The sequence below is a fragment of the Pseudomonas sp. JV414 genome (genome assembly GCF_032424305.1).
Classification (GTDB): domain Bacteria; phylum Pseudomonadota; class Gammaproteobacteria; order Pseudomonadales; family Pseudomonadaceae; genus Aquipseudomonas; species Aquipseudomonas lini.
The window spans coordinates 934,382-961,047 of sequence record NZ_VYKC01000022.1; the positions used below are offsets into that span (position 1 = coordinate 934,382).

The 26,666-nt window shown below is 59.0% G+C and carries 26 protein-coding genes; 13 read left to right on the top strand and 13 right to left on the bottom strand.

Translation table 11 applies throughout. The features are described from left to right. Positions 1–21 precede the first annotated feature (21 nt). Positions 22–360, top strand: a complete 339-nt coding sequence (locus tag F6R97_RS28250; RefSeq protein ID WP_007895103.1) for an FKBP-type peptidyl-prolyl cis-trans isomerase — start codon at positions 22–24, stop codon at positions 358–360. 246 nt (positions 361–606) lie between these two features. Here the strand turns inward: F6R97_RS28250 and F6R97_RS28255 are convergent, their stop codons facing one another. The 3 genes from F6R97_RS28255 to F6R97_RS28265 all read right to left on the bottom strand — a co-directional run bounded on the left by F6R97_RS28255 (position 607) and on the right by F6R97_RS28265 (position 2,721). Continuing rightward, on the bottom strand, positions 607–846 hold the full coding sequence (locus F6R97_RS28255) for a pyocin S6 family toxin immunity protein (protein ID WP_038984209.1): 240 nt from the start codon (positions 844–846) through the stop codon (positions 607–609). A gap of 15 nt (positions 847–861) precedes the next feature. Next, positions 862–2,082: a colicin E3/pyocin S6 family cytotoxin gene (locus F6R97_RS28260; protein ID WP_050681638.1), complete on the bottom strand. Its 1,221-nt coding sequence runs from the start codon at positions 2,080–2,082 to the stop codon at positions 862–864. A 354-nt stretch (positions 2,083–2,436) separates the two neighbouring features. After that, positions 2,437–2,721, bottom strand: coding sequence for a DUF6124 family protein (locus tag F6R97_RS28265; protein ID WP_038984208.1), 285 nt, complete (start codon positions 2,719–2,721; stop codon positions 2,437–2,439). Positions 2,722–3,248: 527 nt separating this feature from the next. Between F6R97_RS28265 and F6R97_RS28270 the strand changes: the two genes are divergently transcribed. Together F6R97_RS28270 and dmeF are read left to right on the top strand one after the other, a co-directional pair. Next, positions 3,249–3,524, top strand: coding sequence for a metal/formaldehyde-sensitive transcriptional repressor (locus F6R97_RS28270; RefSeq protein ID WP_038984207.1), 276 nt, complete (start codon positions 3,249–3,251; stop codon positions 3,522–3,524). An 11-nt stretch (positions 3,525–3,535) separates the two neighbouring features. Continuing rightward, positions 3,536–4,465 carry a CDF family Co(II)/Ni(II) efflux transporter DmeF gene (gene dmeF / locus F6R97_RS28275; RefSeq protein WP_315867467.1) on the top strand — a complete coding sequence of 310 codons (930 nt, stop codon included), beginning with the start codon at positions 3,536–3,538 and terminating at the stop codon, positions 4,463–4,465. A gap of 8 nt (positions 4,466–4,473) precedes the next feature. On the opposite strand, the gene F6R97_RS28280 is transcribed toward dmeF, so the two are convergent. Beyond that, entirely contained in the window at positions 4,474–5,580 is a 1,107-nt protein-coding gene (locus F6R97_RS28280; protein ID WP_315867468.1) for a cytochrome P450, read from the bottom strand. Positions 5,581–5,661: 81 nt separating this feature from the next. Between F6R97_RS28280 and F6R97_RS28285 the strand changes: the two genes are divergently transcribed. After that, positions 5,662–6,426, top strand: coding sequence for a helix-turn-helix domain-containing protein (locus F6R97_RS28285; RefSeq protein WP_315867469.1), 765 nt, complete (start codon positions 5,662–5,664; stop codon positions 6,424–6,426). On the opposite strand, the gene F6R97_RS28290 is transcribed toward F6R97_RS28285, so the two are convergent. After that, positions 6,423–7,031 (bottom strand): LysE family translocator, encoded by a 609-nt coding sequence (locus F6R97_RS28290; protein ID WP_038984203.1) that lies wholly within the window; start codon positions 7,029–7,031, stop codon positions 6,423–6,425. The two genes, F6R97_RS28285 and F6R97_RS28290, sit on opposite strands and share 4 nt — an antisense overlap. A gap of 105 nt (positions 7,032–7,136) precedes the next feature. On the opposite strand from F6R97_RS28290, the gene F6R97_RS28295 reads away from it, so the two are divergent. Then, on the top strand, positions 7,137–8,063 hold the full coding sequence (locus F6R97_RS28295) for a LysR substrate-binding domain-containing protein (protein WP_315867470.1): 927 nt from the start codon (positions 7,137–7,139) through the stop codon (positions 8,061–8,063). On the opposite strand, the gene F6R97_RS28300 is transcribed toward F6R97_RS28295, so the two are convergent. After that, positions 8,053–8,394: a hypothetical protein gene (locus tag F6R97_RS28300; protein ID WP_038984201.1), complete on the bottom strand. Its 342-nt coding sequence runs from the start codon at positions 8,392–8,394 to the stop codon at positions 8,053–8,055. The two genes, F6R97_RS28295 and F6R97_RS28300, sit on opposite strands and share 11 nt — an antisense overlap. 423 nt (positions 8,395–8,817) lie before the next feature. Between F6R97_RS28300 and F6R97_RS28305 the strand changes: the two genes are divergently transcribed. Beyond that, on the top strand, positions 8,818–9,810 hold the full coding sequence (locus F6R97_RS28305; protein ID WP_315867471.1) for a hypothetical protein: 993 nt from the start codon (positions 8,818–8,820) through the stop codon (positions 9,808–9,810). A gap of 72 nt (positions 9,811–9,882) precedes the next feature. Here the strand turns inward: F6R97_RS28305 and F6R97_RS28310 are convergent, their stop codons facing one another. From F6R97_RS28310 to F6R97_RS28330, 5 genes are all read right to left on the bottom strand, one after another. After that, a complete protein-coding gene (locus F6R97_RS28310) occupies positions 9,883–10,902 on the bottom strand; it encodes a branched-chain amino acid aminotransferase (RefSeq protein WP_038984199.1) in 1,020 nt (339 codons plus the stop codon). Positions 10,903–11,174: 272 nt separating this feature from the next. Beyond that, entirely contained in the window at positions 11,175–12,557 is a 1,383-nt protein-coding gene (gene lpdA / locus F6R97_RS28315) for a dihydrolipoyl dehydrogenase (RefSeq protein WP_315867472.1), read from the bottom strand. Positions 12,558–12,574: 17 nt separating this feature from the next. Next, positions 12,575–13,843: a dihydrolipoamide acetyltransferase family protein gene (locus F6R97_RS28320; protein WP_038984197.1), complete on the bottom strand. Its 1,269-nt coding sequence runs from the start codon at positions 13,841–13,843 to the stop codon at positions 12,575–12,577. Further along, positions 13,844–14,902, bottom strand: coding sequence for an alpha-ketoacid dehydrogenase subunit beta (locus tag F6R97_RS28325; protein ID WP_007895121.1), 1,059 nt, complete (start codon positions 14,900–14,902; stop codon positions 13,844–13,846). It abuts the gene before it with no gap. Between the two features lies 1 nt (position 14,903). Continuing rightward, positions 14,904–16,139, bottom strand: coding sequence for a 3-methyl-2-oxobutanoate dehydrogenase (2-methylpropanoyl-transferring) subunit alpha (locus F6R97_RS28330; protein WP_008005369.1), 1,236 nt, complete (start codon positions 16,137–16,139; stop codon positions 14,904–14,906). A gap of 185 nt (positions 16,140–16,324) precedes the next feature. Here F6R97_RS28330 and bkdR point away from each other — a divergent pair, with 185 nt between their 5' ends. Next, positions 16,325–16,813 carry a Bkd operon transcriptional regulator BkdR gene (gene bkdR / locus F6R97_RS28335; RefSeq protein WP_017339472.1) on the top strand — a complete coding sequence of 163 codons (489 nt, stop codon included), beginning with the start codon at positions 16,325–16,327 and terminating at the stop codon, positions 16,811–16,813. A gap of 133 nt (positions 16,814–16,946) precedes the next feature. Here the strand turns inward: bkdR and F6R97_RS28340 are convergent, their stop codons facing one another. Continuing rightward, complete coding sequence (locus tag F6R97_RS28340) at positions 16,947–17,810, bottom strand: MBL fold metallo-hydrolase (RefSeq protein ID WP_038984196.1); 864 nt, start codon at positions 17,808–17,810, stop codon at positions 16,947–16,949. Positions 17,811–17,914: 104 nt separating this feature from the next. On the opposite strand from F6R97_RS28340, the gene F6R97_RS28345 reads away from it, so the two are divergent. From F6R97_RS28345 to nahK, 6 genes are all read left to right on the top strand, one after another. After that, positions 17,915–18,250 carry an ArsR/SmtB family transcription factor gene (locus F6R97_RS28345; RefSeq protein WP_032830345.1) on the top strand — a complete coding sequence of 112 codons (336 nt, stop codon included), beginning with the start codon at positions 17,915–17,917 and terminating at the stop codon, positions 18,248–18,250. Positions 18,251–18,439: 189 nt separating this feature from the next. Next, a complete protein-coding gene (locus tag F6R97_RS28350; protein WP_315867473.1) occupies positions 18,440–19,684 on the top strand; it encodes an FAD/NAD(P)-binding oxidoreductase in 1,245 nt (414 codons plus the stop codon). A 9-nt stretch (positions 19,685–19,693) separates the two neighbouring features. Beyond that, positions 19,694–20,500: a sulfite exporter TauE/SafE family protein gene (locus F6R97_RS28355; protein ID WP_050682599.1), complete on the top strand. Its 807-nt coding sequence runs from the start codon at positions 19,694–19,696 to the stop codon at positions 20,498–20,500. A gap of 209 nt (positions 20,501–20,709) precedes the next feature. Continuing rightward, on the top strand, positions 20,710–21,894 hold the full coding sequence (locus F6R97_RS28360; protein ID WP_008005357.1) for a porin: 1,185 nt from the start codon (positions 20,710–20,712) through the stop codon (positions 21,892–21,894). Between the two features lie 240 nt (positions 21,895–22,134). Then, the gene (gene nosP / locus F6R97_RS28365; RefSeq protein WP_038984192.1) at positions 22,135–23,298 is read left to right on the top strand and encodes a nitric oxide-sensing protein NosP; all 1,164 of its coding nucleotides are present in this window, start codon (positions 22,135–22,137) and stop codon (positions 23,296–23,298) included. Next, entirely contained in the window at positions 23,228–25,861 is a 2,634-nt protein-coding gene (gene nahK / locus F6R97_RS28370; RefSeq protein WP_390176082.1) for a hybrid sensor histidine kinase/response regulator NahK/ErcS', read from the top strand. Before nosP ends, nahK begins: the two co-directional genes overlap by 71 nt. A 123-nt stretch (positions 25,862–25,984) precedes the next feature. Here nahK and F6R97_RS28375 read toward each other — a convergent pair whose 3' ends face one another. Further along, positions 25,985–26,650 carry a response regulator transcription factor gene (locus F6R97_RS28375; RefSeq protein ID WP_008005351.1) on the bottom strand — a complete coding sequence of 222 codons (666 nt, stop codon included), beginning with the start codon at positions 26,648–26,650 and terminating at the stop codon, positions 25,985–25,987. Positions 26,651–26,666 lie beyond the last annotated feature (16 nt).

The window sequence follows — 26,666 nt, forward strand, 5'->3', positions numbered from 1 at the left end:
GCGCGCAAAAGAGTGAATGTGATGAATGATGAGTTGCAGGTCATCGACCTTGAAGTGGGCGACGGCAAAGCCGCTGTCAAAGGCGCGCTGATCACTACCCAATATCGCGGGTGGCTGGAAGACGGCACTGAATTCGATTCTTCCTACAGTCGGGGTAAACCTTTTCAGTGCGTGATTGGCACGGGGCGGGTGATCAAGGGCTGGGATCAGGGAATCATGGGCATGCAGGTTGGTGGCAAACGCAAGCTGCTGGTGCCGGCGCATCTGGCTTATGGCGAGCGGACGATGGGCGCGATCACGCCGAATTCGAATTTGATTTTCGAGATCGAATTGCTGGAAGTGCTGACGCGGGATGATTGATTGGCGTGTGGGCTGAAATGACGAAACCCGCTGTCTCTGTGAGGAGACAGCGGGTTTTTTGCTATCTGTGGCGAGGGAGCTTGCTGTGGCGAGGGGGCTTGCCCCCGTTGGGTTGCTCAGCGACCCAAATCCAGCCATTGCGGTTTTCCAGACTGGCCGCATGCTAGAAGCCTCGTCGCTTCCTCCTGGCTCATTGATGGATCTTGGTAGAGAAAGCTCACTTTTTAACTCCCATCTCAGTTGCACCTACTCCCGCACCCCTATGAAGAGGTCCAGTTCAGTCGGTAACTGCTCATTGAGAGCTATGGCGATTTGTTGGATTTGCTCGCCGGTTAGTAACCATTCTCCATCCGCGCTTTCATCAAGATTTTTCCACCCAAGAACACCCATTACCGCGACTTCAAACTCAGGTCGAACTGTGAGGTCGTATTTTAAGGAATCATCTTCGTCATCACCTTTTAAAAAACCACTAATCCATAAAAACATAAATAGCCTCTTAATTTATTTCGGGGTGGTTCTGCCTGGTTTGGCGGGATCTATCTGTTCACCTGTTTCGTGGTTGAACTCGCCAAGATGCTTACCTTGACTGTCATACTTCTCTATTGCGCCTGTCTTACTGTCCCATTCATATATTCGCCCCTTTCGGTCTTTCCATCGGCTGCGCTTACTCCCCCCGCCTTGAACACTGCTTTTTGATTTAACAGGAAGGGCATCTGGAAATGCAGACAATGTCAACGGCGGCCGGTGGTACTTTATATCACCGCCGCCAGCAGATCTTGAAACCACAACATACAGCGGCTGCACACCGGAATCAGCCGGAAATACAAGAATGAAATCCTTGTACTCAGGCGGGTAGATCGGGTTGACGATGATGTTATCTGCCTGTTCGGTGGGCGGATAAATCCAGATCTGAGGTGCTTGTGGGGCGGCCTCTAGCGGAGGAGTCCCTGAGGTGCTGGATGGGTCAACCGCTGGCGTCCATATCAGGGTTATCCCATTACCAAAGTCAGCCACCTGCTGAGAACCCTGACTCTTGAACCGGACTACAGGAATTATTTCCCAGTCACGGCGCTTCTGGGTGTTGTACCCATAACCCTTCAAGGTGCCATCAGCTTGTTGCTCGACATGCAGTCGAACCCGTGTACGGCCTTCCTTGAGCGATTTGAGCTGTTCTTCTGTGTACAGGGCGCTGTCGCCCAAGCTCGACGGCCACAGCAATGCAACCATTCCGGCCAAGGCTCCAGCTGCAATACCAGCCGTCACTATGCCTGCGCCAGCAGCACCCGTCCCAGTACCAGCAGCACCAACCCCGCCCAGAAGAAGCGTTCCCAGTGCAGCAGGTAACGCGCTGCCACTGATTTTTTTGAGTGGGATGTTTCCCGCCGCATCCCTTTCGCGGCCACCCAGCAGGGAGAATTTTCCGTAGTCGGTCAGTTTCTCGACAGGGACGAACCCGGCTGGGCTGCCGTGGTTGATTACGCCTTCGGGGAGGTTGCAGCTTTTGGCGAACACGCAACCCACGGAGCTGGATTGACCCAGCTGTTGAGGCTGCCTGACAAAACGATCTTCATATGCCTGCTGTCGGGCCAATATGTCGTCATAGGATTTTTGTCTGGCGTCGCGCTCTGTCAGTTCGGTGGCGGTCATGTAGCGGCTGGTGATGTGGTGCCCGTCGCCCGATGGTGGGTTTTGAACCCGAGGTATGTCTGTTTTGCGAGCCATGAGCGTCCTTGTTTCATCTTTTGAAAACGATGCGGACGCTATATCAAAGGGCATTTGATAGATGTAGGACTGGTCTGAAACTCTGGCCGTTGTTACAAATGGCGCTTGTCGCTATGTGCTGAACTGAAACGGAAAAACCCGCCATCTATGTACGCAGAGATGGCGGGGTTTTGGTTATCCGTGGCGAGGGGGCTTGCCCCCGTTGGGTTGCGCAGCGACCCCAAATCCAATCATCGCGGTTCTCAGACTGACCGCATGCCGATTTTTTTCGACTGCTGCGCAGCCGAAAGGGGGCAAGCCCCCTTGCCACAAATGCCCATTCCAACACCATTTTTTTGCTGAAGGCTAGATTGGCTATTCCCGCGGATCGATATTGTCCAGCGCCCGGTTCACGGCCAGTTCGCCCAGCATGATGACCTGCTGAATCCCCAGCATTGTGTTCCGATTCGGGCCTTCCAGGAGGTTTGCAAAGTCACTGACCATGACACTGGCTGATGCCAGTGATTCGCAGGCATTGGCCAGCAAGCTTTCGGTATCCATGTCGGGGGCGACGACGAACATTGTGCTGGGTTTGCGTGGGGTCTTGGGTGAAACCGATTCGGCTTCTGAATCAGGGGGATTTGGAGTGTGTTTGAACATCGCTTAGGTACCTTAATTGATGCTGCAACCTCCTCGCGACTAAACGAAGGGGGTGGCAGCTGTAGGCAGGTTAGTCGACCGGGTACCAAAGCTTTACCGGCGCACCCGAAGGTGCCCTGCGCACAGCTGCCATTGAGCGCAGGCATGTGAATACCTGACTGAACGGAGTGCGTGCTGCTTTGAGAACTACCGAGCGACTAAACCCGATCACTGACGATCAGTGACGGGATTCAAGTTACCGACGGGCCCCAAGGCGCACAAGCCGGCGGATTCTGGCGTAGTTGTAGGCAATGACGCAAGGCGATGTAGCCTGTTGCGCATGCCGCAAATGATGCATCGTTTGTCATGCCGCCTTCGCGAGCAAGCCCGCTCCCACAGGGGATTGTGCCGGTCACAAATTTTGTGAACATCGATGATCAAGTGTGGGAGCGGGCTTGCTCGCGAAGAACGATGACGCGGGTCAACCTGACTTGCTAACCCCGGCTATATCGGTAACCATGCACTATATAGGGGTAGGGGGTATACGTATGTCACACATCCACGAACACAAAGAAGACTTGCTCAACCGTGTCCGGCGCATTGCCGGACAGGTTCAGGCGGTAGAACGGGCACTGGAGTCTGACGCCGAATGCGCCAAAACCCTACACCTGGTCGCGGCGATCCGCGGTGCGGTCAATGGTCTGATGGACCAGTTCATCGACGCCCACGCCCGTGAACATGTGGCGCGTCCCGGACTCAGCGATGAAGCACGCGCCGAAGGCGTTGAAGACTTGCTGCAAGCCATCCGCCGTTATTCGAAATAGAGGTCAGACTCATGACACTACAACCTCAAGCTTCGCGTTTTACCCACGACCACCTGTTTCTGGGCGCTGCCCACGATGCCAATGCCCGCCGCACGTTGTGGGTGGTGGCGCTGACCTTCGTTATGATGATTGGCGAAATTGCCGCCGGTTACATCACCGGTTCCATGGCCCTGCTGGCGGACGGTTTTCATATGGCGACCCACGCCGGGGCCTTGGGCATTGCTGCGGCGGCCTATGGTTTTGCCCGGCGGCATGCCAACAATTCACGCTTCAGTTTCGGTACCGGCAAAGTCGGGGACCTGGCGGGTTTTGCTTCAGCCATAGTGCTGGGCCTGGTGTCGATCGGCATCGCTGGCGAATCCATCGTGCGGCTGTTTCAACCGACCACCGTGGCCTTCACCGAAGCGACGGTGATTGCGGTGGTGGGGCTGGGGGTGAACATCGTCAGTGCGTTTCTACTGGCGGGCAACCACGGGCATCACGGCCATGATCATCACGATCACAGTCATGCCCACGCTCATCATCACGACAACAACCTGCGTTCGGCATATTTGCATGTACTGGCCGATGCGTTGACCTCGGTGCTGGCTATCGTGGCATTGTTGGCCGGGCGCTACCTGGGCTGGGTCTGGCTGGACCCGGTGATGGGGATCGTCGGCGCCATCGTGATCGCGAGATGGGCTTATGGCTTGATGCGCGACAGCGCCGCGGTGTTGCTGGATACCACCGACGAACACGTCGCCGCCGAAATTCGTGAGCTGCTCGAATCAACGGACGATGTTCGCATCAATGACCTTCACGTCTGGCAGGTCGGCCCCCAAGCGCGGGCAGCGATTGTCAGCGTCGTGGCCGCGGCGGGTGTCAGTGCCGATGCCATTCGCGAGCGTCTGGCACCGGTTCATGAGTTGTCCCATCTGACGGTCGAACATCGCCACGCTTGAGGTGTGCCCTAGGCAAAGAGCGGAATGCGCCCGTTCAGGGAAGGGCTGTAGTGCCAGGTCAAACAGTCCAAGGCAGGTTTCATCGCCAGGATCTCAGTCAGCGTGGCACTGGCGATATGAAGGGCCAGAACCTGCCCCGGGCATTGATGACGGCCGCCGCCGAAAGTGAAGCTGCGACGGTTCGGGCGATCGAGCAAAAACGTATCGGGATCATCATTAAGCTGCGGATCGCGATTGGCCGAGGCCAGCAGCACCAGGATAACGTCGCCGGGGTTCAGGCTCACGCCGTCGATTTCACACGGTGCGGCGATGAAGCGGCGGGTGTTTTGTACCGACGGGTCGAAGCGTTGGACTTCAGCGATCAGGTCATCAACATGAGTCGAATCCAACTGTGGGTTTCGGATCAACGCCAATAGCGCATTACCGATCAGCCCGGCAGTGGCTTCATGGGTCTGGGAGAACAATCCAATCAGGTTGGCGATCAAGATTTCAGAATCGGTCGATGTCGCCGCGAAACGCTGCCGGATACCGGCGAGCAGGGCGCTTCGGTTGCTCGGGTCGTCCAGATGCTCGATGACATAACCCTTCAGCTGTTCCGCCGCGGCATGTGCGGCGTTCAGTTGCGCTTGATCGCTGAGAGGAGACAAACAGGCGACGAAGTCGGCGGTCAGTTCGCTGATGGCCCGGCCCTGAGCCGGGGAAAACCCCAGCAATGCCGCCACCACGCAGACCGGCCCGCGAAACATCGCCGCGTACAACCCATCGGCGCCCGGGGTAATCAACCGGGCGCCGACCAACGCATTGACCTCGTTCACGTCAATCAACGCCAGCCCCGGCTCAATCGCCGCCCTCGGGCAACGCTGCCGTTCGCCCTCGTTCATCCGCATCAGCTGACCAAACACCTTGCCGGCCGAGCCTTGAGCAATCGCTTTGGGCACCGGCTCATGGGACGGCCGGACATGGCAATCCGGATGCGCCAGCACGGCGGCAACGGCTCGGGCGCTACTGGCCATCCACAGTTTCAGTCCTTGATGAAAAACCAGTCCGCCCTCGGCGCGCAGTTGTGCGTAGTAGGGGTATGGATCGGCATGAGTCGCAGCGATGATCGGGTCCATGGGTCGCAGCCTTATCGGTGGTTGGAAAGTGTTGCTACTATCTCCAACTCGAAAAGACGACGATTCGTCCGGGAGCGAAATATGAACGCAGAACAACACGACATCGGCGTCTCTCAAGTAGCTGCCGCAATCGCGGAACCTGCCCGGACGAAAATTCTCTGTTCGTTGATGGACGGCCACGCCCGCACCAGCACCGAACTGGCGGCGATTGCCGAAGTCAGCGCCTCCACCGCCAGTGCTCACCTGGCCAAGCTCAAGGAACTGGCGCTGGTGCGTTTGCACGTTCAAGGCCGCCACCGCTATTACAGCCTCGCGGACAAGCGCGTGGCCCAGGCCCTGGAAGCGCTGATGGTGATCGGCCAGAACGCGGCGCCGACGTTCAACCCGCGCACCCCCGACCGCCTGCAATTCGCCCGCACCTGCTACGACCACATGGCCGGTACGTTGGCGGTGTTGCTGCATGACCGGATGATCGAAGCGGGGTGGTTGCTGGAAACCGATGAGCAGGCTTATCAACTGAGCGACAGCGGCGAAGCGTTGTTCGCAGCATTGGGGATTGATGTCAAAGACCTCGGCACCTTACGCCGCCGCTTCGCCTGCCCGTGCCTGGACTGGAGCATGCGACGGCCGCACCTGGGCGGTGCCTTGGGCGCGGCGTTGCTGCAAACGGCGATCAAACGCAAATGGGTGACGCAGGACCTGGACAGCCGGGCATTGGCGTTGACGGCGGTGGGGCGCAGGGAACTCAGTAGCCGGTTCGCCGTTGAGCTGCCGGTTCAGGTGACGACAGCACAACCCGCGTCCACCGAGAACAGGCGCCGCGCGATCGCAAGGCCTGTGGCTTAGCGACTGGCCGAGGCCATGAGCACGCCAAAGCCGGCGAAGGTCACGCCCGAGACTTTCGCCGCCACCCAGGAACCCTTCGGGCTCGACAACCAGCCTTTGGCGGCATTGGCGAGCAAGGCATAGCTGCCATGCACCAGAATCACCAGTACGGCATAGGAGGCGACCAGTTTGAAGAACTGGGCGTAGAAGTGCGCCGAGGTGTCGATGAATTGCGGGAACACCGCCAGAAAGAAAAACACTGCCTTGGGGTTCAACAGCTGCAGCGAAGCCGCTTCGAGGAAGCGATAACCAGGGCTTGAAGGGCGCGTTTCAAGCAGCGTACTGAAACGATCCGAGCGCCAGCTTTTGTAGCCCAGGTACAACAAATAGGCGGCCCCGGCGTATTTCAGCGCGGTAAAGGCGTTCGCGGAGGTGCTGAGTATCAGGCCCACACTGGTGGCGCTGATGGCGGCGACGACGAACGCCCCCGACGCAATCCCCAGAATGCCCGGCACCGCTCCCGTCCAGCCGTGACGCACCGCGTTGGACAGGGTCAGGACCACGCCAGGCCCCGGGCTCAAAATGGTCAGGGTGGCGAAAAGTATAAAGAGTCCGTAGTTGTTCATGTCTTGCTCCGTCAAGTGCCGCTGGCTGCGTGCTGGCAGATTGGCGTGACGACGGGGGCGTGACAAACGCTTTAATTAAAGCGCATAGGTGACTAAATTAGACGCATGAAAAATCAACTACCGCCTCTTAATGCTGTTCGCGCCTTCGCCGTTGCTGCTCGTCATCAGAGCTTCAGGCTGGCGGCCGAAGAGCTGCATGTCAGCCACAGTGCCGTCAGCCGGCACATCAAATTGCTTGAGGAATACCTGGGCGTGCTGCTGTTCGAGCGGCGCATCCGCCAATCGGTGCTGACGCCGGCCGGCCAGCGTTTTTATGAGCAGGTCAGCGCCGGGCTGGCGCAGATCGCCGACGCTGCCGCTGCGCTCAAGCAACATGCCGCGCTGCCTACCGTGAAGATCAATGTACGTCCGTCCTTTGCCGTGCTTTGGCTGACGCCCAGGCTGGGGGATTTCATCGCGCTGCACCCGGACATCAAGCCGCAGGTGATCACGCAAACCCAGGCACCCGATCAGGCTCGCGACGGGTTCGATATCGTCATTCGTCGTGGTCGTGACGACTGGGCGCCGGCGATTGAGGCGCGAGCGCTGTTCGAAGACGAACTCTTGCTGGTCGCGGCGCCATCGCTGATCGAACGCTTGCCACTTGAAGACCTCACTTCGCTGAGCAACCACGCGCTACTGACCGCCAAGGCACGTCGCGAAGACTGGCACCATTGGGCCATGCACTTTGGTCAAAGTTTGTCAGCCACTCAGGTCACCCGGCAGTTCGATCACATGCACCTGGTGCTTCAGGCCGCCGTGGAGGGGCAGGGCATTGCCTTGTGCCCGACCTCTTTGCTGGGCACTCATCTTTTGAGTGGGCAGCTGATCTGCCCATTGTCCGAGTTGCGCGTGCCATTGCCGCGTTATTACTACGGGGTTGCGCCGGACGCGACGGTGCAAACACGGGTGTTTGTGGAGTGGTTGTTTGCCCGCATTGCTCAGGATGAGCTACTTTGGCAAACACCTCGTGCTGTGACTGCTACGCCCTGAAAACCCAGACAATCTCCACCACGCGCACTGCCAAAACCAGGTAAATCAGAAACAAAATAATCTGAAACGCCGTGTGATACGGCAACTTGGACAGCCGGCGCAGGCCGTCACTGACACTCAGCAACATCAGCACCGCTGACACCAGAATCAGCCCCCAACCCGCCAGATTCGAAGCAAGTAACCCCATGAACAGGTGATGCTCGCGATCCAGTACGTTGGTGCCCGCCGCGAACAGCAGGGCGCACACCAGCAGGTTTTTGATGTTGTCGAACACTTGCGTGGTGAAGTCGGTGTCGAGTAAGGCCAGATACTTTCGCCAGAGTCTGTTCATGCTTTTGAGGCACCTGTTGAGGCTGTTGCACGCGGCAAGTTTAGTGACGAATCGAGCGGGACGCTGATTTGATCCGATGCAACTATTTGCCCCCAACGCTTACCTTGAAGGCTGAAGGTTTGGGAAATACTGGCGTGCAGTGTCAGAATATACTGTCAAATTCGCAAGGCTGACTTCAACAATTGGAGGGTGCTGTGTCAAACTCCTTGCTGCGTGGCCATGTGCCATGCAGGCTCGGTGAGCCAATTTCAGGAGCTCAGGGATCAGCTTTCTTATAGCGACGGCCAGTAGAATGATGCTATTTTCGCGTTCGTGAAAACGAACGGGAATTAACTATTTTGTTCTGGGTGCGATTATTTTTGGTTGTGGTTTTCTATGTAGGTCATTACGTGTTTGATTTTTTAAACATCCTGACTTCGTTAGATGACCAGCAATTTAACACCTGGGAAATATGATATGAGAGTGTTTTTTTTAGGCTGGAAAGCTCGGTACGAGCAAATTATGATCGATGGTCTTGCTGAAAAGCATGATGTTCATAAACTCCACATCCCGGCTTACGCCAAAAGAATCAACCGTACTATAAGAACACTTCAAAAGAGAATCCCGCTAAATATTTCTACGTCCTGGCTTGGGGAGTTGGTCAATGCGGGGAAATCTATAAGTGCTAAAGACATATTGGTTTGTAATGAGGGGCAAGTTAAACGCGGATTGAACCCTAGTGTTATTAGCACCTTCAGAGGTGTCAAGGTCCTTCTGATCAGAGATCTGGTTGATGCGCCCTTTGTAGATGAAATGAGAAAGATTTTCGACAGAATCTACAGTTTCGACCCGGAGCAATGCCGTTTATTTGGTATCGACTACCTCGAGCAGTTCTTTCCTTTCAGTGCAGAAGCAGCAAGCAAGCTGAATACAAAAAGGCTGGAGCCTACCCGTCGTATCACTTGTTTTTTTCTTGGCAGGGATAAAGGTCGCGCTCACCTGATAGAAAATATGGCTAATGATCTTGAAAGCTTGGGTTGTAATATTAAATTTCAAATCGTGAAGGATGAGTCATCCATTCCTCTAACGAAATATCATACTGATTCAGTATTGTCGTATGAGGAAAACCTCCAGCAAGTCATTGATGCTGACGTGCTAATAGAGATCAACCAGCCAGGGCAATCCGGCCTGACTCTTCGAACCTTGGAAGCTGCATTTTTTGACAAAAAACTAATTACTACTAACAAGGCCGTCAAGGATTTGTATTTTTATGATCCTAGTCGCTTCTATATTTTTGAAGAGTTTGACAAGGAGGCTATTTCTCGATTTTTAGCTTCACCCTCAAAGCCGATTGACGTGGAAGCCCTGAAAAAACATTGCCCAGAGACCATGCTTAAACGCATACGAGAACTGCAAGGTTCCAGCAGCTGCAATTAACGCAATAAAAAACCCACCCAACGCCAAAGCGATGGATGGGTTATGTGCCGCTTGGGGTCAGGCCCCGTCAGATCAAACCTTGACGATCCAGCCGGCTGGAGCTTCGACGTCGCCGGTCTGTACACCGGTCAGCTCTTTGTAGAGCTTCTGGGTGACCGGGCCGACTTCGGTTTCGCTGTGGAACACGTGCAGTTTGTCGTTGTAGCTGATGCCGCCGATCGGCGTGATCACCGCAGCGGTACCGCAGGCACCGGCTTCCTTGAAATCGGACAGCTTGTCGATGAACACGTCACCTTCGACCACTTCCAGGCCCAGACGGGTTTTGGCCAGCTCGATCAACGACAGACGAGTGATACCCGGCAACACCGAAGGGGAATTCGGGGTGACGAACTTGTTGTCGTGGGTGATCCCGAAGAAGTTGGCCGAGCCGACTTCTTCGATTTTGGTGTGGGTCAGCGGATCCAGGTAGATGCAGTCTGCGAAATGCGCCTTCTTGGCCTGGGAGCCCGGCATCAGGCTGGCGGCGTAGTTACCACCGACCTTGGCCGCACCGGTGCCTTGTGGGGCAGCGCGGTCGTAGCTGGAGATCAGGAAGTTGTGCGGGGTCAAACCGCCTTTGAAGTAGGCGCCGACCGGGATGCAGAAGATCGAGAAGATGAACTCGGGCGCGGTACGCACGCCGATGTTGTCACCCACGCCGATCACGAACGGGCGCAGGTACAGCGCGCCGCCAGTGCCGTAAGGCGGAATGAAACGCTCGTTGGCGCGGACCACTTCCTTGCACGCTTCGACGAACTGCTCGGTGGACACCTGCGGCATCAGCAGGCGACCGCAGCTGCGTTGCATGCGTGCGGCGTTCTGGTCCGGGCGGAACAGGTTGATCGAACCGTCCTTGCAACGGTAGGCCTTCAGGCCTTCGAAGCACTGCTGGCCATAGTGAAGGGCAGTGGAGCCTTCGCTGATGTGCAGCACGTTGTCTTCGGTCAGGGTGCCTTTGTCCCACTCGCCATTACGCCAGTGCGACAGATAGCGCTTGTCTGTCTTGATGTAGTCAAAACCCAGCTTGTCCCAATTGATGCTTTCGTTACCCATGACACCCTCTATCACTTAACAACCGCCGAAACGGTTCAAGGCTTCTGACATTTTTCTGGATGGGGACAACAATACTTCATTCCGGGCCCATTTCGCAGCCCGGACTATCGGGTGATTGGCATATAAATGATGTCGACCTCGAGAATTCGCGAGCAAGCCCGCTCCCACATTCGATCTGTGGTTGCCACAGCACCTACAAACACCACAAATTCCAATGTGGGAGCGGGCTTGCTCGCGAAGAGGCCATCACCTACGCCATCAATCTCCCTGGGTTACAGATGCAGCGCGTGACCAAGGGCACGCAACGCCGCTTCCTGTACCGCCTCACCGAGCGTCGGATGCGCGTGGATGGTGCCGGCGATGTCTTCCAGACGAGCGCCCATTTCCAGGCTTTGCCCGAACGCCGTCGACAACTCCGACACGCCCACACCCACCGCCTGCCAACCCACAATCACATGATTGTCACGCCGCGCTACAACGCGCACGAAACCGCTTTTCGACTCCAGCGTCATCGCCCGGCCATTGGCGGCGAACGGGAAGCTGGAAACGATGCAGTCCAGCCCCGCAGCCTTGGCCTCGTCCGGGGTCTTGCCGACCACCACCAGTTCCGGGTCGGTGAAGCACACGGCGGCGATGGCGGTCGGGTTGAATTCGCGGTGTTTACCGCTGATCAGCTCGGCAACCATCTCGCCTTGAGCCATGGCCCGGTGAGCGAGCATCGGTTCGCCGCTCAAGTCGCCGATGGCGTAGACGTTGCGCATGCTGGTCTGGCAACGGTTGTCGATCTTGATCGCCGAACCGTTCATGTCCAGGTTCAAGGCTTCGAGGTTCCAGCCTTGAGTGTTGGGTTTGCGACCGACGGCCACCAGTACCTCATCGGTTTCCAGGTTCAAGGTGTCGCCATTCGGGTCACGAACTTGCAGCGTATTGCCTTGTGAATCAAAGCCTTCGACGCTGTGCTTCAAGTAAAGCTTCACGCCGAGTTGCTTGAGTGCCTCATGCACCGGGTGGGTCAGTTCGGCGTCGTAGGCCGGCAGGATGCGATCCTGCGCCTCGACCACACTGACCTCGGCGCCGAGCTTGCGATAGGCAATCCCCAGCTCCAGACCGATGTAACCGCCACCGACCACGACCAGCCGTTCAGGCACGCTTTTCGGCGCCAGCGCTTCGGTGGAGGAGATGATCGGCCCGCCAATCGGCAGCATCGGCAGGTTCACGCTTTTCGAACCGGTGGCCAGCACCAGGTGCTCGCATTGAATGCGCGTGTCGCCGACTTCGACGGTTTTGCCGTCAATCACTTTGGCCCAGCCTTGAATGACCTGGACCTTGTGTTTCTTCAACAGCGCCGAGACGCCGGTGGTCAGGCGATCAACGATACCGTCCTTCCACTCGACACTCTTGCCGATGTCCAGGGTGGGCGCCGACACGCTGATGCCCAGCGCCGAGTGTTGGCTGTGGTGTTGCGTCTGATGGAACTGTTCGGCGACGTGAATCAACGCCTTCGACGGAATGCAGCCGATGTTCAGGCAGGTGCCGCCCAACGATTCGCCTTCCACCAGAATGGTCGAGATGCCCAGTTGGCCGGCACGGATCGCCGTTACATAACCGCCAGGACCGCCGCCGATAATCAGCAGCGTGGTGTTCAGAGTTTGCATGCCTGCTCCACTAATAATCAGTCCACAAACAAGGTTGCGGGTTGTTCGAGCAAGCCACGGATGGCCTGGATGAATTGCGCCGCGTCCATGCCATCGACCACACGGTGATCGAAGGAGCTGGAGAGGTTCATCATCTTGCGGATCACGATCTGGCCTTTGATGACCATCGGCCGTTCGACGATTTTGTTCACGCCGACGATCGCCACTTCCGGCAGGTTCAACACCGGGGTGCTGACGATGCCGCCCAAGGCGCCGAGGCTGGTCAGGGTGATGGTCGAGCCGGACAGCTCGTCACGGCTGGCCTTGCCAGTGCGCGCAGCAGTCGCCAAACGGGAGATCTCCGTGGCGCTGTCCCACAGGCTGCGGGTTTCGGCATGACGCACAACCGGCACCATCAAACCGATGTCGGCTTGGGTGGCGACGCCCACATGCACCGCCCCGAGGCGGGTGATGACTTGCGCTTCGTCATCGTAACGGGCGTTGATCTGCGGGAAGTCGCGCAGAGCCACGACCAGCGCGCGGACCAGGAACGGCAGCAAGGTCAGCTTGCCGCGGGTCGCGCCGTGTTTTTCGTTCAAATGAGCGCGCAGTTCTTCCACGGCAGTGACGTCGATCTCTTCGACATAACTGAAGTGAGCAGCACGCTGGGTGGCGTCCTGCATGCGCTGGGCGATCTTGCGGCGCATGCCGATCACCGGGATTTGCTCTTCGTCGTTGCGCTGGGCGTAAGCGGCGGTGGCGGTCGATGCGTTCGACTGACCCTGAGCCAGATACGCTTCGAGGTCTTCATGCAGCACCCGACCGGCAGGGCCGCTGCCACGCACCAGACGCAATTGAATGCCGAGGTCCAGCGCATGTTTGCGCACAGCCGGGGAGGCCAGCGGACGTTCATCGGCTTCACGAGCAACCATCGGGCCTTGGCACGCAGCGGCCGGACGAGGTGCCGCAACCGGTTTGCTTTCAACAACGGCTGCAACTTTCGGCGCTGCAACGGGTGCTTCTTTAACCGCTACTGGCTGAGCCGACTCTTTAACGTTGCCCGCGCCTTCAACTTCAATGCTGATCAGCACACTGCCAACCGCCATGACTTCGCCAGGCTGTCCGCCCAGCGCAATCACCTTGCCATGCACCGGGGATGGAATATCGACCATCGCCTTGTCGGTCATGACATCGGCCAGCACCTGATCTTCGACGACCATGTCGCCGACCTTGACGTGCCACACCGACAATTCAACTTCTGCAATGCCTTCGCCAATGTCCGGCATTTTAATAACGTGCGTGCCCATTCAGACCTCCATAACCCGATGCAAAGCCGCGCCCACACGGGACGGACCAGGGAAATACGCCCACTCTTGCGCGTGCGGGTAGGGGGTGTCCCAACCGGTGACGCGCTCGATCGGCGCTTCCAGGTAGTGGAAGCAGTGCTCTTGCACCAGGGCGACCAGTTCGGCGCCGAAACCGCAGGTGCGGGTCGCTTCGTGAACGATCACGCAACGGCCGGTTTTCTTCACCGACTTGACGATGGTGTCCAGGTCCAGCGGCCACAGGCTGCGCAGGTCGATGACTTCGGCGTCGATTCCGGTTTCTTCGGCCGCGACTTGCGACACATAAACCGTGGTGCCGTAGGTCAGGATGGTCACGTCTTTGCCCGGACGAGCGATGGCGGCGACATCGAGCGGCACGGTGTAGTAACCGTCTGGCACTTGCGCGGCAGGGTGTTTCGACCACGGGGTTACCGGACGGTCGTGGTGACCATCGAACGGGCCGTTGTACAGGCGCTTTGGCTCGAGGAAGATCACCGGGTCATCGTTTTCGATGGAGGCGATCAGCAGGCCTTTGGCGTCGTAAGGGTTGGACGGCATGACCGTGCGTAAACCGCAAACCTGGGTGAACATCGCCTCGATGCTCTGGCTGTGGGTCTGGCCACCGTAGATGCCGCCGCCGCATGGCATGCGCAGGGTCATCGGTGCGGTGAACTCGCCGGCCGAGCGATAACGCAGGCGGGCGGCTTCGGAAATGATCTGGTCCGACGCCGGGTAAACATAATCGGCGAACTGGATCTCGGCCACCGGCCGCAAACCGTAAGCGCCCATGCCCACAGCGACGCCGACGATGCCGCTTTCGGAGATCGGTGCGTCGAATACGCGGGAGGTGCCGTACTTGTTCTGCAGGCCTTCGGTGCAACGGAACACGCCGCCGAAGTAGCCGACGTCCTGGCCGAACACCACGACGTTGTCGTCACGCTCAAGCATCACATCCATGGCCGAGCGCAGGGCCTGGATCATGGTCATGGTGGTCGTGGTCATGGCGGTTTCCAACTCGATTTTATTGTTGTGATCGTTCATGTCAGATCCCCAACTCTTGACGCTGGCGCTTCAAGTGCTCCGGCATCTCTTTGTAGACGTCTTCGAACATGGTCGCGGCGCTCGGAATCTGGCCGCCGGCGAGGGTGCCGTATTGCTCGGCTTCTTTCTGCGCGGCGATCACTTCGGCTTCCAGTTCGGCGCTGACGGCGACGTGTTCCTCTTCGGACCACTGACCGATTTTGATCAGGTGCTGCTTCAGGCGGGCAATCGGGTCGCCCAACGGGAAGTGGCTCCAGTCGTCGGCAGGACGGTATTTGGAAGGGTCATCGGACGTCGAGTGTGGGCCGGCACGGTAGGTGACCCATTCGATCATGGTCGGGCCGAGATTACGGCGCGCGCGTTCGGCGGCCCAGGCAGAGGCGGCGTAGACCGCGACAAAATCGTTGCCATCGACCCGCAGGGAGGCGATGCCGCAACCGACACCACGACCGGCGAAGGTGGTGGCTTCACCACCGGCAATCGCCTGGAACGTCGAGATCGCCCACTGGTTGTTGACCACGTTGAGGATCACCGGCGCACGGTAGACGTGGGCGAAGGTGAGGGCGGTGTGGAAGTCCGATTCAGCGGTGGCGCCGTCGCCGATCCAGGCCGAGGCGATTTTGGTGTCGCCCTTGATCGCCGAGGCCATGCCCCAGCCCACGCCCTGAACGAATTGAGTGGCGAGGTTGCCGGAAATGGTGAAGAAACCGGCGTCCTTGACCGAGTACATGATCGGCAGCTGACGGCCTTTGAGCGGATCGCGCTCGTTGGACAGCAGTTGGCAGATCAGGTCCACCAGCGGCACTTCGCGGGCCATCAGGATGCTTTGTTGACGGTAGGTGGGGAAGCACATGTCGTCGATGTTCAAGGCCAGGGCCTGGGCGCTGCCGATGGCTTCTTCGCCAAGGCTTTGCATGTAGAACGACATTTTTTTCTGACGCTGGGCGACCACCATGCGGTTGTCGAAAATCCGCGTCTTGAGCATGGCGCGCATGCCTTTACGCAGGATCTCGACGGGCACGCCTTCGGCCCATGGACCGAGGGCATTGCCCTGGTCGTCGAGCACGCGAATCAGGCCTTTGGCCAGATCAGCCGTGTCGGCCGGTTCAACGTCGATTGGGGGTTTGCGCACCAAGCCTGCGTCAGTCAGATGCAGGTAGGAGAAGTCGGTTTTGCAGCCGGGGCGGCCCGAAGGTTCGGGAACGTGCAGGCGCAGCGGTTCGTACGCTTGGTTCATGGCTTCTACGCTCGATCTTGTGAATTTCTTGTAGTGAGCTGGCAGTCATTCTTCGGTAAAAGAATTCTTGTCCTACAACAATCATAGGCCGGCCCAAGAAGAATATTTCTCTCTGTTTCGTTGCGCTTGAGGTCATTTGAGGATAAAAAATCTGCATAAACATAAAAAGCAGGTGGTTTTGTCTCATGCGCAAACTGGACCGTACCGATATCGGCATTCTCAACAGCCTTCAGGAGAACGCGCGCATCACCAACGCCGACCTCGCGCGCTCGGTGAACCTGTCGCCGACGCCGTGCTTCAACCGGGTCAAGGCGATGGAGGAATTAGGGCTGATTCGTGAGCAAGTGACCCTGCTGGATGCCGACCTGTTGGGGCTGCATGTGAATGTGTTCATTCACGTCAGCCTGGAGAAACAGGTGGAGGAGGCGTTGCAGCATTTCGAAGAGGCGATCTCGGATCGCCCGGAAGTGATGGAGTGCTATTTGATGGCCGGCGACCCTGACTATCTGATCCGCGTGCTGGTGCCGACCATTCAGTCGCTGGAGCGCTTCATGATGGATTTTCTGACCAAAGTGCCGGGGGTGGCGAACATCCGTTCCAGCTTTGCGCTCAAACAGGTGAGGTATAAGACGGCGCTGCCGTTGCCGGCGAATGGGTTGACGTTGGCCAATTGAAGAAACCCCGTTTGATGATCGTTCCCACGCTCCGCGTGGGAATGCATCCCGTGACGCTCCGCGTCACATCCGCAAGCGGAACGCGGAGCGTCCCTGGCGGCGTTCCCACGCGGAGCGTGGGAACGATCGAAGCTCAGAGTTGATTCAGGGGGATCTTTAAATAGGTGACGCCATTCTCTTCCGCCGGCGGCAAATTCCCCGCCCGCACGTTCACTTGAATCGCCGGCAACAACAGCGTCGGCATACCCAACCCGGCATCGCGCTGGGTGCGCATGGCGACGAAAGCGGCCTCATCAATGCCGTCGTGAATATGAATATTGCTTTTGCGTTGCTCGCCAACCGTGCTCTGGCATTGCGGGGCGCGGCCGGTGGGCGGGTAATCGTGGCAGACGTAAAGCCGCACGCTGGCGGGGAAGGCCAACAGTTTCTGGATCGAGGCAAACATCTGATTGGCGTTGCCGCCGGGGAAATCGCAACGCGCGGTGCCGACGTCCGGCATAAACAACGTATCGCCCACCAGAATCACATCGCCGTCGATCAAATACGCCATGTCCGCCGGGGTATGCCCGGGCACATGCAGGGCCGTGGCCTTGAGGTTACCGATCCGGAATGACTCGTCCGGCGCGAACAGGTGATCGAACTGTGAACCATCGACGCTAAATCCCGGTTCGAGATTGAACAGCGTCTTGAATACCCCCTGAACCTTGCTGATCGACTGACCAATCGCAATCTTGCCGCCCAGTTCCCGACGCAGATAAGGCGCGGCCGACAGGTGATCGGCATGGGCGTGGGTTTCCAGCAGCCATTGCACCTGCAACTGATGTTCGCGCACGAAGGCGATGATTTTGTCTGCCTGGACGGTCGCGGTGCGCCCGGCGGCGGGGTCGTAATCCAGCACCGGGTCGACAATCGCGCAGTGCCCGCCATCGTGTTCGTATATCACGTAGCTGTAGGTCGACGAGGCGGGGTCGAGGAAGGCTTCAATCAACGCAGACATGAGTACGAACCTGTGGAAAGGGGCGGGAGGGCAATAACCGGTTGCAACACTTTATGTTTAAACATAATGTCCGCAGCTTAAGTGACGTCGAAGGCATCCTGCAAATGCAATCCAGTCTGACCGAATGTGAAGTCGCCCAGCTCCGGGCCTCGGCCTCAAAAGCTTGCGCGCTGCTCAAGGCTTTGGCCAACGAGGACCGCTTGCTGATCCTCTGTCAATTGACTCAGGGCGAGCGCAACGTCGGCGAACTGGAAAAAATGACCGGCGTGCGCCAGCCCACACTGTCCCAACAGCTGGGCATCCTGCGCGACGAGGGATTGGTCGTCACCCGTCGTGAAGGCAAGTACATATTCTATGGTTTAGCCAGTCACGAAGTGATTCAGGTGATGAAGACGCTGTCCGGCCTGTATTGCGGAGCGGTGCTGAAAAGCTGGGGCTGAACCTGATGCCGGTCAGTTAAGCGCAATCCATGTGGGAGCGGCGGTGCGACGATTCGACTTGCTCGCGAAGACGGCGGCACAGTCAATAATGATGTCGCCTGACACACCGCTTTCGCGAGCAAGCCCGCTCCCACAGGTTCCGTGACTTAATGAACCCGGCGCCCTGCGTGCAATAACAAGGAATGAATGATGAACGATCAACACTGGGGCCCATCCATCAGTGCCGACATCGTGGTAATAGGCGGCGGGACCGCCGGCATTGGCCTGGTTGCCAGCCTGCTGAAACGCGATCCGGGTTTAAACATCACCGTCATCGAACCCGACAGCCAGCATTACTACCAACCGGCGTGGACGCTGGTGGGCGGTGGTGCTTACGCGGTGAAAAACACCGCGCGCCCGATGTCCTCGGTGATGCCGCGTCAGGCCACCTGGTTGCAGGCGTCCGTGACTGACATCGCCCCCGACAGCAAACAGCTGACCCTCGACGATGGTCGCACCGTCAGTTACCAGAACCTCGTTGTCTGCCCCGGTTTGCGCCTGGCCTGGGAGAAAATCGAAGGCTTGCAGGACACCCTCGGCCAGAACGGCGTGACCTCCAATTACAGCTATCGGCACGCGGCCTACACCTGGGAACTGGTCCGGGGATTGCGCGGCGGCAAAGCGATCTTCACCCAGCCAGCGATGCCGATCAAATGCGCCGGTGCACCGCAGAAAGCCTTGTACTTGTCCTGCGATCACTGGCGCAAAACCGGCGTTCTGAACAAATTCGACGTCGAGTTCAATCTGGCCGGCGCTGCGTTGTTCGGCGTGGCGACATTCGTGCCGCCGCTCATGAAGTACATCGAAAAGTACAACGCCCGGCTGGCCTTCAATTCCAATCTGGTCAAGGTTGACGGACCGTCGAAAACCGCATGGTTCGAGATCAAGGACGCTGCAGGTGTCGTAACCATAGAAGAAAAAACCTTCGACCTGCTGCACGTCGTGCCGCCTCAGGTCTCGCCGGATTTCATCCGCCACAGCCCGTTGGCCGATGCCGCTGGCTGGTGCGAAGTGAACCCACAGAGCCTGCAACACGTGCGCTATACAGACGTCTTTGCCTTGGGCGATGTCTGCTCCACCAGCAACGCGAAAACTGCCGCCGCCGCGCGCAAGCAAATCGTGGTGGTGGCGCAAAACCTGCTGGCCCTGCGCAAGCAACTACCGTTGCCACTCAAGTACGACGGCTACGGTTCCTGCCCGCTGACGGTGGAGAAGGGCAAGGTGATTCTCGCCGAGTTCGGTTACGCCGGTAAGTTGCTGCCGACCTTTCCCCTCGACCCGACGGTGCCGCGCCGTTCGGCCTGGTTTCTCAAGGCGACCTTGCTGCCGTGGTTCTACTGGAATGGCCTGCTCAAGGGCCGTGAATGGCTGACCCATCTGTCCAAGGTTGACTGAGAGAACCCTATGTTGCTGGCCAGTTTTTTCGGTGTGGTCATGGGCCTGGTGCTCGGTTTGACCGGTGCCGGTGGCGGTATTCTTGCGGTGCCGGCCCTGGTGCTGGGGCTGGGTTTGACCATGACCCAAGCGGCGCCCGTCGCCTTGTTCGCGGTGGGCAGTGCGGCGGCGATCGGTGCAATTGACGGTTTGCGCCATGGCCTGGTGCGCTATCGCGCGGCGTTGTTGATTGCACTGCTCGGCGCGGTGTTTTCGCCGGTAGGTATCTATTTCGCCCATCAGTTGCCGGAAAAGATCCTGATGGTCCTGTTCAGTCTGCTGATGGTCATGGTGGCCTGGCGGATGTTGCGCCGGGAAAAGCACGACGATGGTCCGAGCGATCACGGGCATGCCAACTGGGGCCAGAAGAACTGCATGCTCGATCAGCAGACCGGGCGTTTTTCCTGGACCGCCAAATGCACCGCGACCCTGGCGGCACTCGGCGCGGTGACCGGTGTGGTCTCGGGGCTGCTCGGGGTCGGTGGCGGTTTTCTGATTGTGCCGGCGTTCAAGCAACTGACCGATGTGCAGATGCGCGGGATCGTCGCCACGTCGTTGATGGTGATCAGCCTGATCTCGGTGATTGGCGTGATCGGCGCGTTTCATGCCGGGGTGCGGATCGATGGTTTGGGCGTGTCGTTCATTGTCGCCAGCATCGTCGGGATGATCCTTGGCCGAAAACTCTGCGCGCGGGTGCCGGCCCGAGGGCTGCAGATCGGCTTCGCCAGCGTCTGCGGGGTGATCGCCGTTTACATGCTGTTTAGAGCGCTCGTCTAGCGGATACCGGTTCCTGTGGGCGCCAGTCCGGTCCACAGGCTTACACCCTAAGTTCCGGGCCTGTCCGGCGGGCGGTCTTACACCGAATTTGCCGCGCTACACCGGCCACCCCAAAGCACCTGACAACCGCCCCCAAGGCAGCGTATGACGCCGCCGGTCCACTTTCGATAATCGCCTCCGACATCAAGTCCCCCGTTGCGGAGCGCGTCATGCACAACAATAAGAATTTCAAGCATCGTTTCTTGCCGGCCTTCATCGCCAGCCTGTCCTCCCTTGGCCTGAGCTCGATGGCCGAGGCCGAGATCATGCTGTACGACAAGGACCAGACCACGTTCTCCACGGATGGCTACATCAACGCCTTCTATGTGAACAGTGACGTGGACCGGGCCGGCGAGCAGTACGACCGGCGCCAGGCACGGGTGAAGATGGGGTTTCTGCCCAACTACCTGGGCTTCAACATGGGCAAGCAGGTCGATGACCTCAAGCTCGGCGCCCGCGCCTCGTTCTGGGTGACCATCAACGACAGCGAAACCAACGGCACCGACACCGCCATCGACGTGCGGCAGTTCTACGGCACGGTGGCCAATCCAGAGTGGGGTGAGGTGTTGATCGGCAAGGACTTCGGCCTGTTTGCCCGCTCCAACATCCTGCTCGACGAATTGCTCGCCGGTTATGGTCAGGTCAGCGATACGTTGGGCCTGGTGGACGGCGGCGGGGTGTCGTTCGGCAACATCGGCAGCGGCTACCCATACCCGTTCCCGACGTCACAGATTACCTATCGCACCCCGGTGATGGACGGTTTGCGGGTGGCGGTCGGGATCATGGACCCGGTCGACACCAACGACAGCAGCGCGACGGGCAAGGCGTATCAGGAGAACCCGCGCACCGAGAGCGAGATCACCTATCAGTTCGACGTCGGCGGGGCGAAGATTTACAGCTGGCTCAACGGCAGCTACCAGACTTCGGACAACACCGACTCCAGCGTCGAGTCCGTCACCTCCAAAGGCGTCGGCTACGGCGTGCAGGCGAAGATGGGCGGGCTGTCGCTGACCGGCTCCGGTTTCCAGGCCAAGGGCATCAATCCGTTCTTCACCAACAACGCCGGCGAACCGACCCTGCGCAATGTCGACAGCGACGGTTACCTGTTGCAGGGCTCCTACAAACTCGGCAAGAACCGCCTGGCCCTGTCTTACGGCAAGACCGAGGATGACGGTAACGGCGTGGTCGGCAGCGGCGCCGATTACGAGACCCGCGGCATTGCGCTGTTCCATGACGTCAACGACAACCTGAAGCTGGTGGCCGAGTACAACCAGTTCGAAATCAACGGCCACGACACCAGCGCCCAGAATGAAGACACCGATACGTTTGCGGTGGGGGCGGTGTTGACCTGGTAACGCAGATCCCCTGTAGGAGCGAGGCTTGCCCGCGAAAGCGGTGTGTCAGTCGACATTAATGTTGAATGTGACGGCCTCTTCGCGGGCAAGCCTCGCTCCTACAGGGACATTCGGTGGTTTGAGGATGCCGTCCGGCTCTCATCCCATCGAACCACCCACCCACTACCCAAGTAGCATTCGCCGCCGCCCGCAGGCTTCGTACACTCGTGCCTCATACAGGCGCACCGGCGAGGGGCGAGGATGCAGCAGGTTCAGAATGACGGTGTGGTCAGTGCCATGTCCCAGGCCACCGATGCCCAGCAAGCGGCTCAGGATCTGGCGCGACAACTCTTGCACCCGCATTTGGGCTTCGTGCTGTTCTTCTGTTCCGCCGAGTACGACTTGCAGGCGCTGGGGCAGGCGTTGCAACAGAGCTTCGGCGGCATTCGCCTGGTGGGCTGCACCAGTGCCGGAGAAATCACCCCCCAAGGTTATGGCCGCAGCTGCGTGACGGCTGTGGGCTTCGATCATCGGCACTTTTCCATCTCCACCGAACTGATCGACGAAATGGAACATTTCAGCCTGATCGATGCCCAGCAAATGGTCGAGCGACTGGTCAGTGGCTGTCGCAGCAACACCCTGGCGCCGATCAAGGGCAACAGCTTTGCCCTGACCCTGCTCGATGGCCTGTCCAGTCGTGAAGAAATGGTGCTCGCGGCTTTGAGTGCGGCGTTGGGCGACATTCCGCATTTCGGCGGTTCGGCCGGCGACGACAACTACCTGACCCACACCCACGTGTACTTCGGCGGCGAGTTCCACAGCGGCGCGGCGGTGGTGGTGCTGGTCAATACCTGGCTGGACTTCGAAGTTTTCACCACCCACCACATCCTGCCCAGGGCCGAGAAACTGGTGGTCACCGCTGCCGACAGCGCCTCGCGCCGGGTATTCGAGCTCAACGCCGAACCAGCCGCCGAGGAGTACGCCCGGCACATCGGCGTGGCGGTGGCTGACCTCGATTATCGGATCTTTGCCGCGCACCCGTTGGCGGTGCGGATCAACGACCAGTATTACGTGCGGGCGATCCAGCAGGTTCATCCGGACATGAGCCTGAGTTTCTACTGTGCGGTGGAAAACGGCATCGTCCTCACCGTCATGACCCCGGGCCCCATGCTGCCGAATCTGCAAAACCTGTTCGACGGTTTGCAGGAGCGTCTCGGGGACCTGTTGCTGACCATCGGCTGCGACTGTTTTCTCAGGCGTCTGGAGCTGGAAGACGGCGGCAATCTCGAGCAGATCGGCGCGTTTCTGCGGGACCAGCGGGTGATGGGTTTCAACACCTACGGAGAACAGTTCAATGGCATGCACATCAACCAGACCTTCACCGGGGTTGCCATTGCCCGAGGCCGCTCCCCTGGACAGCGCTGACCTTCAGGCGCAGATCGCCAGCCTGCGCCACGAAAACCACAAACTGCAGCGCATCAATGGCGCGCTGATCGAGCGCATCGAATCCGGCATCACCCGGGGCAACGATCCGTATGCGGCGTTCCAGCATTCGGTGGTGCTGGCCGAGCAGGTGCGTGAGCGCACCGACGCCCTGAACCAGGCCATGGCCGAACTCAAGGCCGGCAATCATTTGCTCAGCGAGGCACGACTGCGGGCCGAAACTGCCCATCAACACCTGATCGACGCCATCGAAAGCATTTCCGACGCTTTTGTATTGTTCGATGCCGAGCAGCGGATCGTGCTGTTCAACAGCCGCTTCAAGGCGTTTTGGGGTAACAGTCGAGTGCGGATTACCGCCGGCATGCGCCTGCGCGAGGTCAAACGGTTGATGACCTCGACCGGACTGTTCAGTGAAGAACCCCGCGGGCATGCCGACGAAAACCTGCTCTATCGCCTGCACAACGGGCGCTGGCTGCAAGTCAGCGAACGGCCGACTCAGGAAGGTGGGCGGGTGATCCTGTTCACTGATATTACCGACGTCAAACTCAGCGAAACCCTGCGCCGCGAGCAGGCCGTGGCGCAGAAGTCGCACTTGTTGCAACGGGCGGTCGACAACCTGTCCCAAGGGGTGGCGATGGTCAACGCCGAGGGCATTCTGGAACTGTGGAACCGGCGTTTCCTGGAGCTCAGCGGCCTGGCCCCGGTGGCGGCCCATCGGCCATTCGCCGAAGTGATTGCCGACAGCGAACTGAACCTGCTGACCCCGGCCAGTCGCGACCCGAACGGGCGGCACGTGCAAGAATGCGAGCAGCGCCTCTACGATGGCCGGGTGCTGGAAATCCGCACCCATCCGTTGCCCACCGGCGGTTTCGTCAACACCTTCACCGATATCACCGAACGCTACCAGCACGCCGAAGCGCTCAGCGAGAGTGAGCGCTGGATTCGTCTGATCACGGACCATGTGCCGGCGCTGATCGCCTACCTGAATGCCGATCTGGTCTATGAATTCACCAACAAAGTCTACGAAGAATGGTACTGCTGGCCCCGGGGCGTGATGCTCGGGCAGAGCCTGCGCGAAGTTCACAGTGAACAGCATTATCAACGCCTGGAAGCCTACGTGGCCCGGGCCCTTGCCGGCGAGAGCGTGACGTTCGAGTTTGCCGAAACCAACATCAATAATCAGGAGCGCTACATGCTGCGCTCCTACGTGCCCAATCGCTTGGCCACCGGGGAAGTGGTGGGGATTTTCGTGTTGATCCGCGACATCACCGAGCGCCGCCGCACCGCCGAGGCGCTGCATCAGGCCTATCAGAACCTTGAATTGCGGGTGCGTGAACGCACCACCGAACTGACCACCCTCAATGACCAATTGCTGCGCGAAATCGACGAGCGCCGCCGGGTGGAGTCACGCTTGCGCGAGGCCAAGCTCGAGGCCGAGCAGGCCAACCTGTCGAAGACCAAATTTCTCGCGGCGGTCAGTCACGACCTGCTGCAACCGCTGAATGCCGCGCGGCTGTTTACCAGCGCCTTGCTGGAACGCCGGGAGCCGGTGGCCAACGAAATCCTGGTGCGCAACGTCAGCAATTCTCTGGAAGACGTGGAGAACCTGCTGGGCACCCTGGTGGACATTTCCAAACTCGATGCCGGGGTGATCAAGGCCGACATTGCGCCATTTGCCCTGAGCGAATTGCTGGAAAACCTCGCCGCCGAATACACCCAAGTGGCCCGCAGTGAAGGGCTTGAGCTGCATTTCATCCCGTGTTCGGCGCTGGTGCGCAGCGACATCCAGTTGCTCGCGCGGATCCTGCGTAATCTGCTGAGCAATGCCATTCGCTACACCTACAGCGGGCGTGTGGTGCTCGGCTGCCGGCGTCATCATCAGCGGCTGACCATCGAAGTCTGGGACAGCGGCATGGGCATTGCTGAAAACCGTCTGGAGGAGATTTTTCAGGAGTTCAAACGCGGTGACGTACAGCGTCCCGATCAGGATCGCGGCTTGGGGCTGGGCCTGGCGATCGTCGAGAAAATCGCCCGCATTCTCGGCCATCGGATTCACGTGCGTTCATGGCCGGGCAAAGGCTCGATGTTTTCCGTCGAAGTGCCTTTGAGTGCCACGGCGCCCAAGGCATTGCCGAACCTGCTGATGAGCGAACCGATGCTCGAACGCCTGCGCGGTGCACGGGTGTGGGTGCTGGACAACGACGCGGCCATTTGCGCGGGGATGCGCACCTTGCTCGAGGGGTGGGGCTGCCGGGTGGTCACGGCGCTGTCGGAGGAGGACCTGGCGCGGCAAGTGGATAATTATCACGACGAGGCCGATCTGCTGATCGCCGACTATCACCTGGATGATGAGAAGAATGGGGTCGACGCCGTGGCCCGCATCAACGCCCGTCGCGCTTCAGCGATCCCGGCGATGATGATCACCGCCAACTACAGCAACGAACTCAAACAGCAGATCCGCGAACTGGGCCACACCCTGATGCACAAACCGGTGCGGCCGATGAAGCTCAAGACGGCGATGAGTCATTTGCTTGGTCGGCCTTGAGTTTTCTGGTGTGTTCACTGACGCCATCGCGGGCAAGCCCGCTCCCACAGGATCTCCACAAACCTGTGGGAGCGGGCTTGCCCGCGATGGGGGCGATTCGGTCTAACTGTTGCCCCCCCAGAATCAGCGCCGCAAATACGACCCGAAATCAATATCCCCGGCACTCAAAATCGCCTGCACCCGATTGTGCACATTGAGTTTGCGCAATATCGCCGAGACGTGAGCCTTGACCGTGGTTTCGGCGATTTCCAGGGTGTAGGCGATCTGTTTGTTCGACTCGCCCTTGGTCATGCGCTCAAGCACCAGCAACTGCTTGCGGGTCAGCGCCTGGAGCAATTCGGGTGGGAAGCTCGGGGTGTCATTCATCCGGCGATGAGTGCCGCTTTTCTGCGTGCGGATGATGTCCGGCGGCAGGTAGACGTTGCCATTGAGAATCTGCTGGATGGCCTCGGTCATCTGCACCCGTGGCGATGACTTGGTGATGAACCCCACCGCGCCATAGGTGATGGCTTGCAGCACGATTTGTTTGTCCTGTTCGGCCGAGACGATCACCACCGGAATGGTCGGCGCCTCGTTGCGCAGGTTGATCAGGCCATTGAGGCCGTGCATGCCGGGCATGTTCAGGTCGAGCAGGATCAGGTCCAGGTCGTCGTGTTCCTGGGTCAGGGCCAGGGCGCTGTCGAGGTCGGCGGTCTCCATGACCTCACTGCCGGGGAAACCGTCGCTGATGACGTTATGAATGGCTTCGCGAAACAGCGGGTGATCGTCGGCAATCAGAATTTTGTACATGGCCTTTCACCTCATT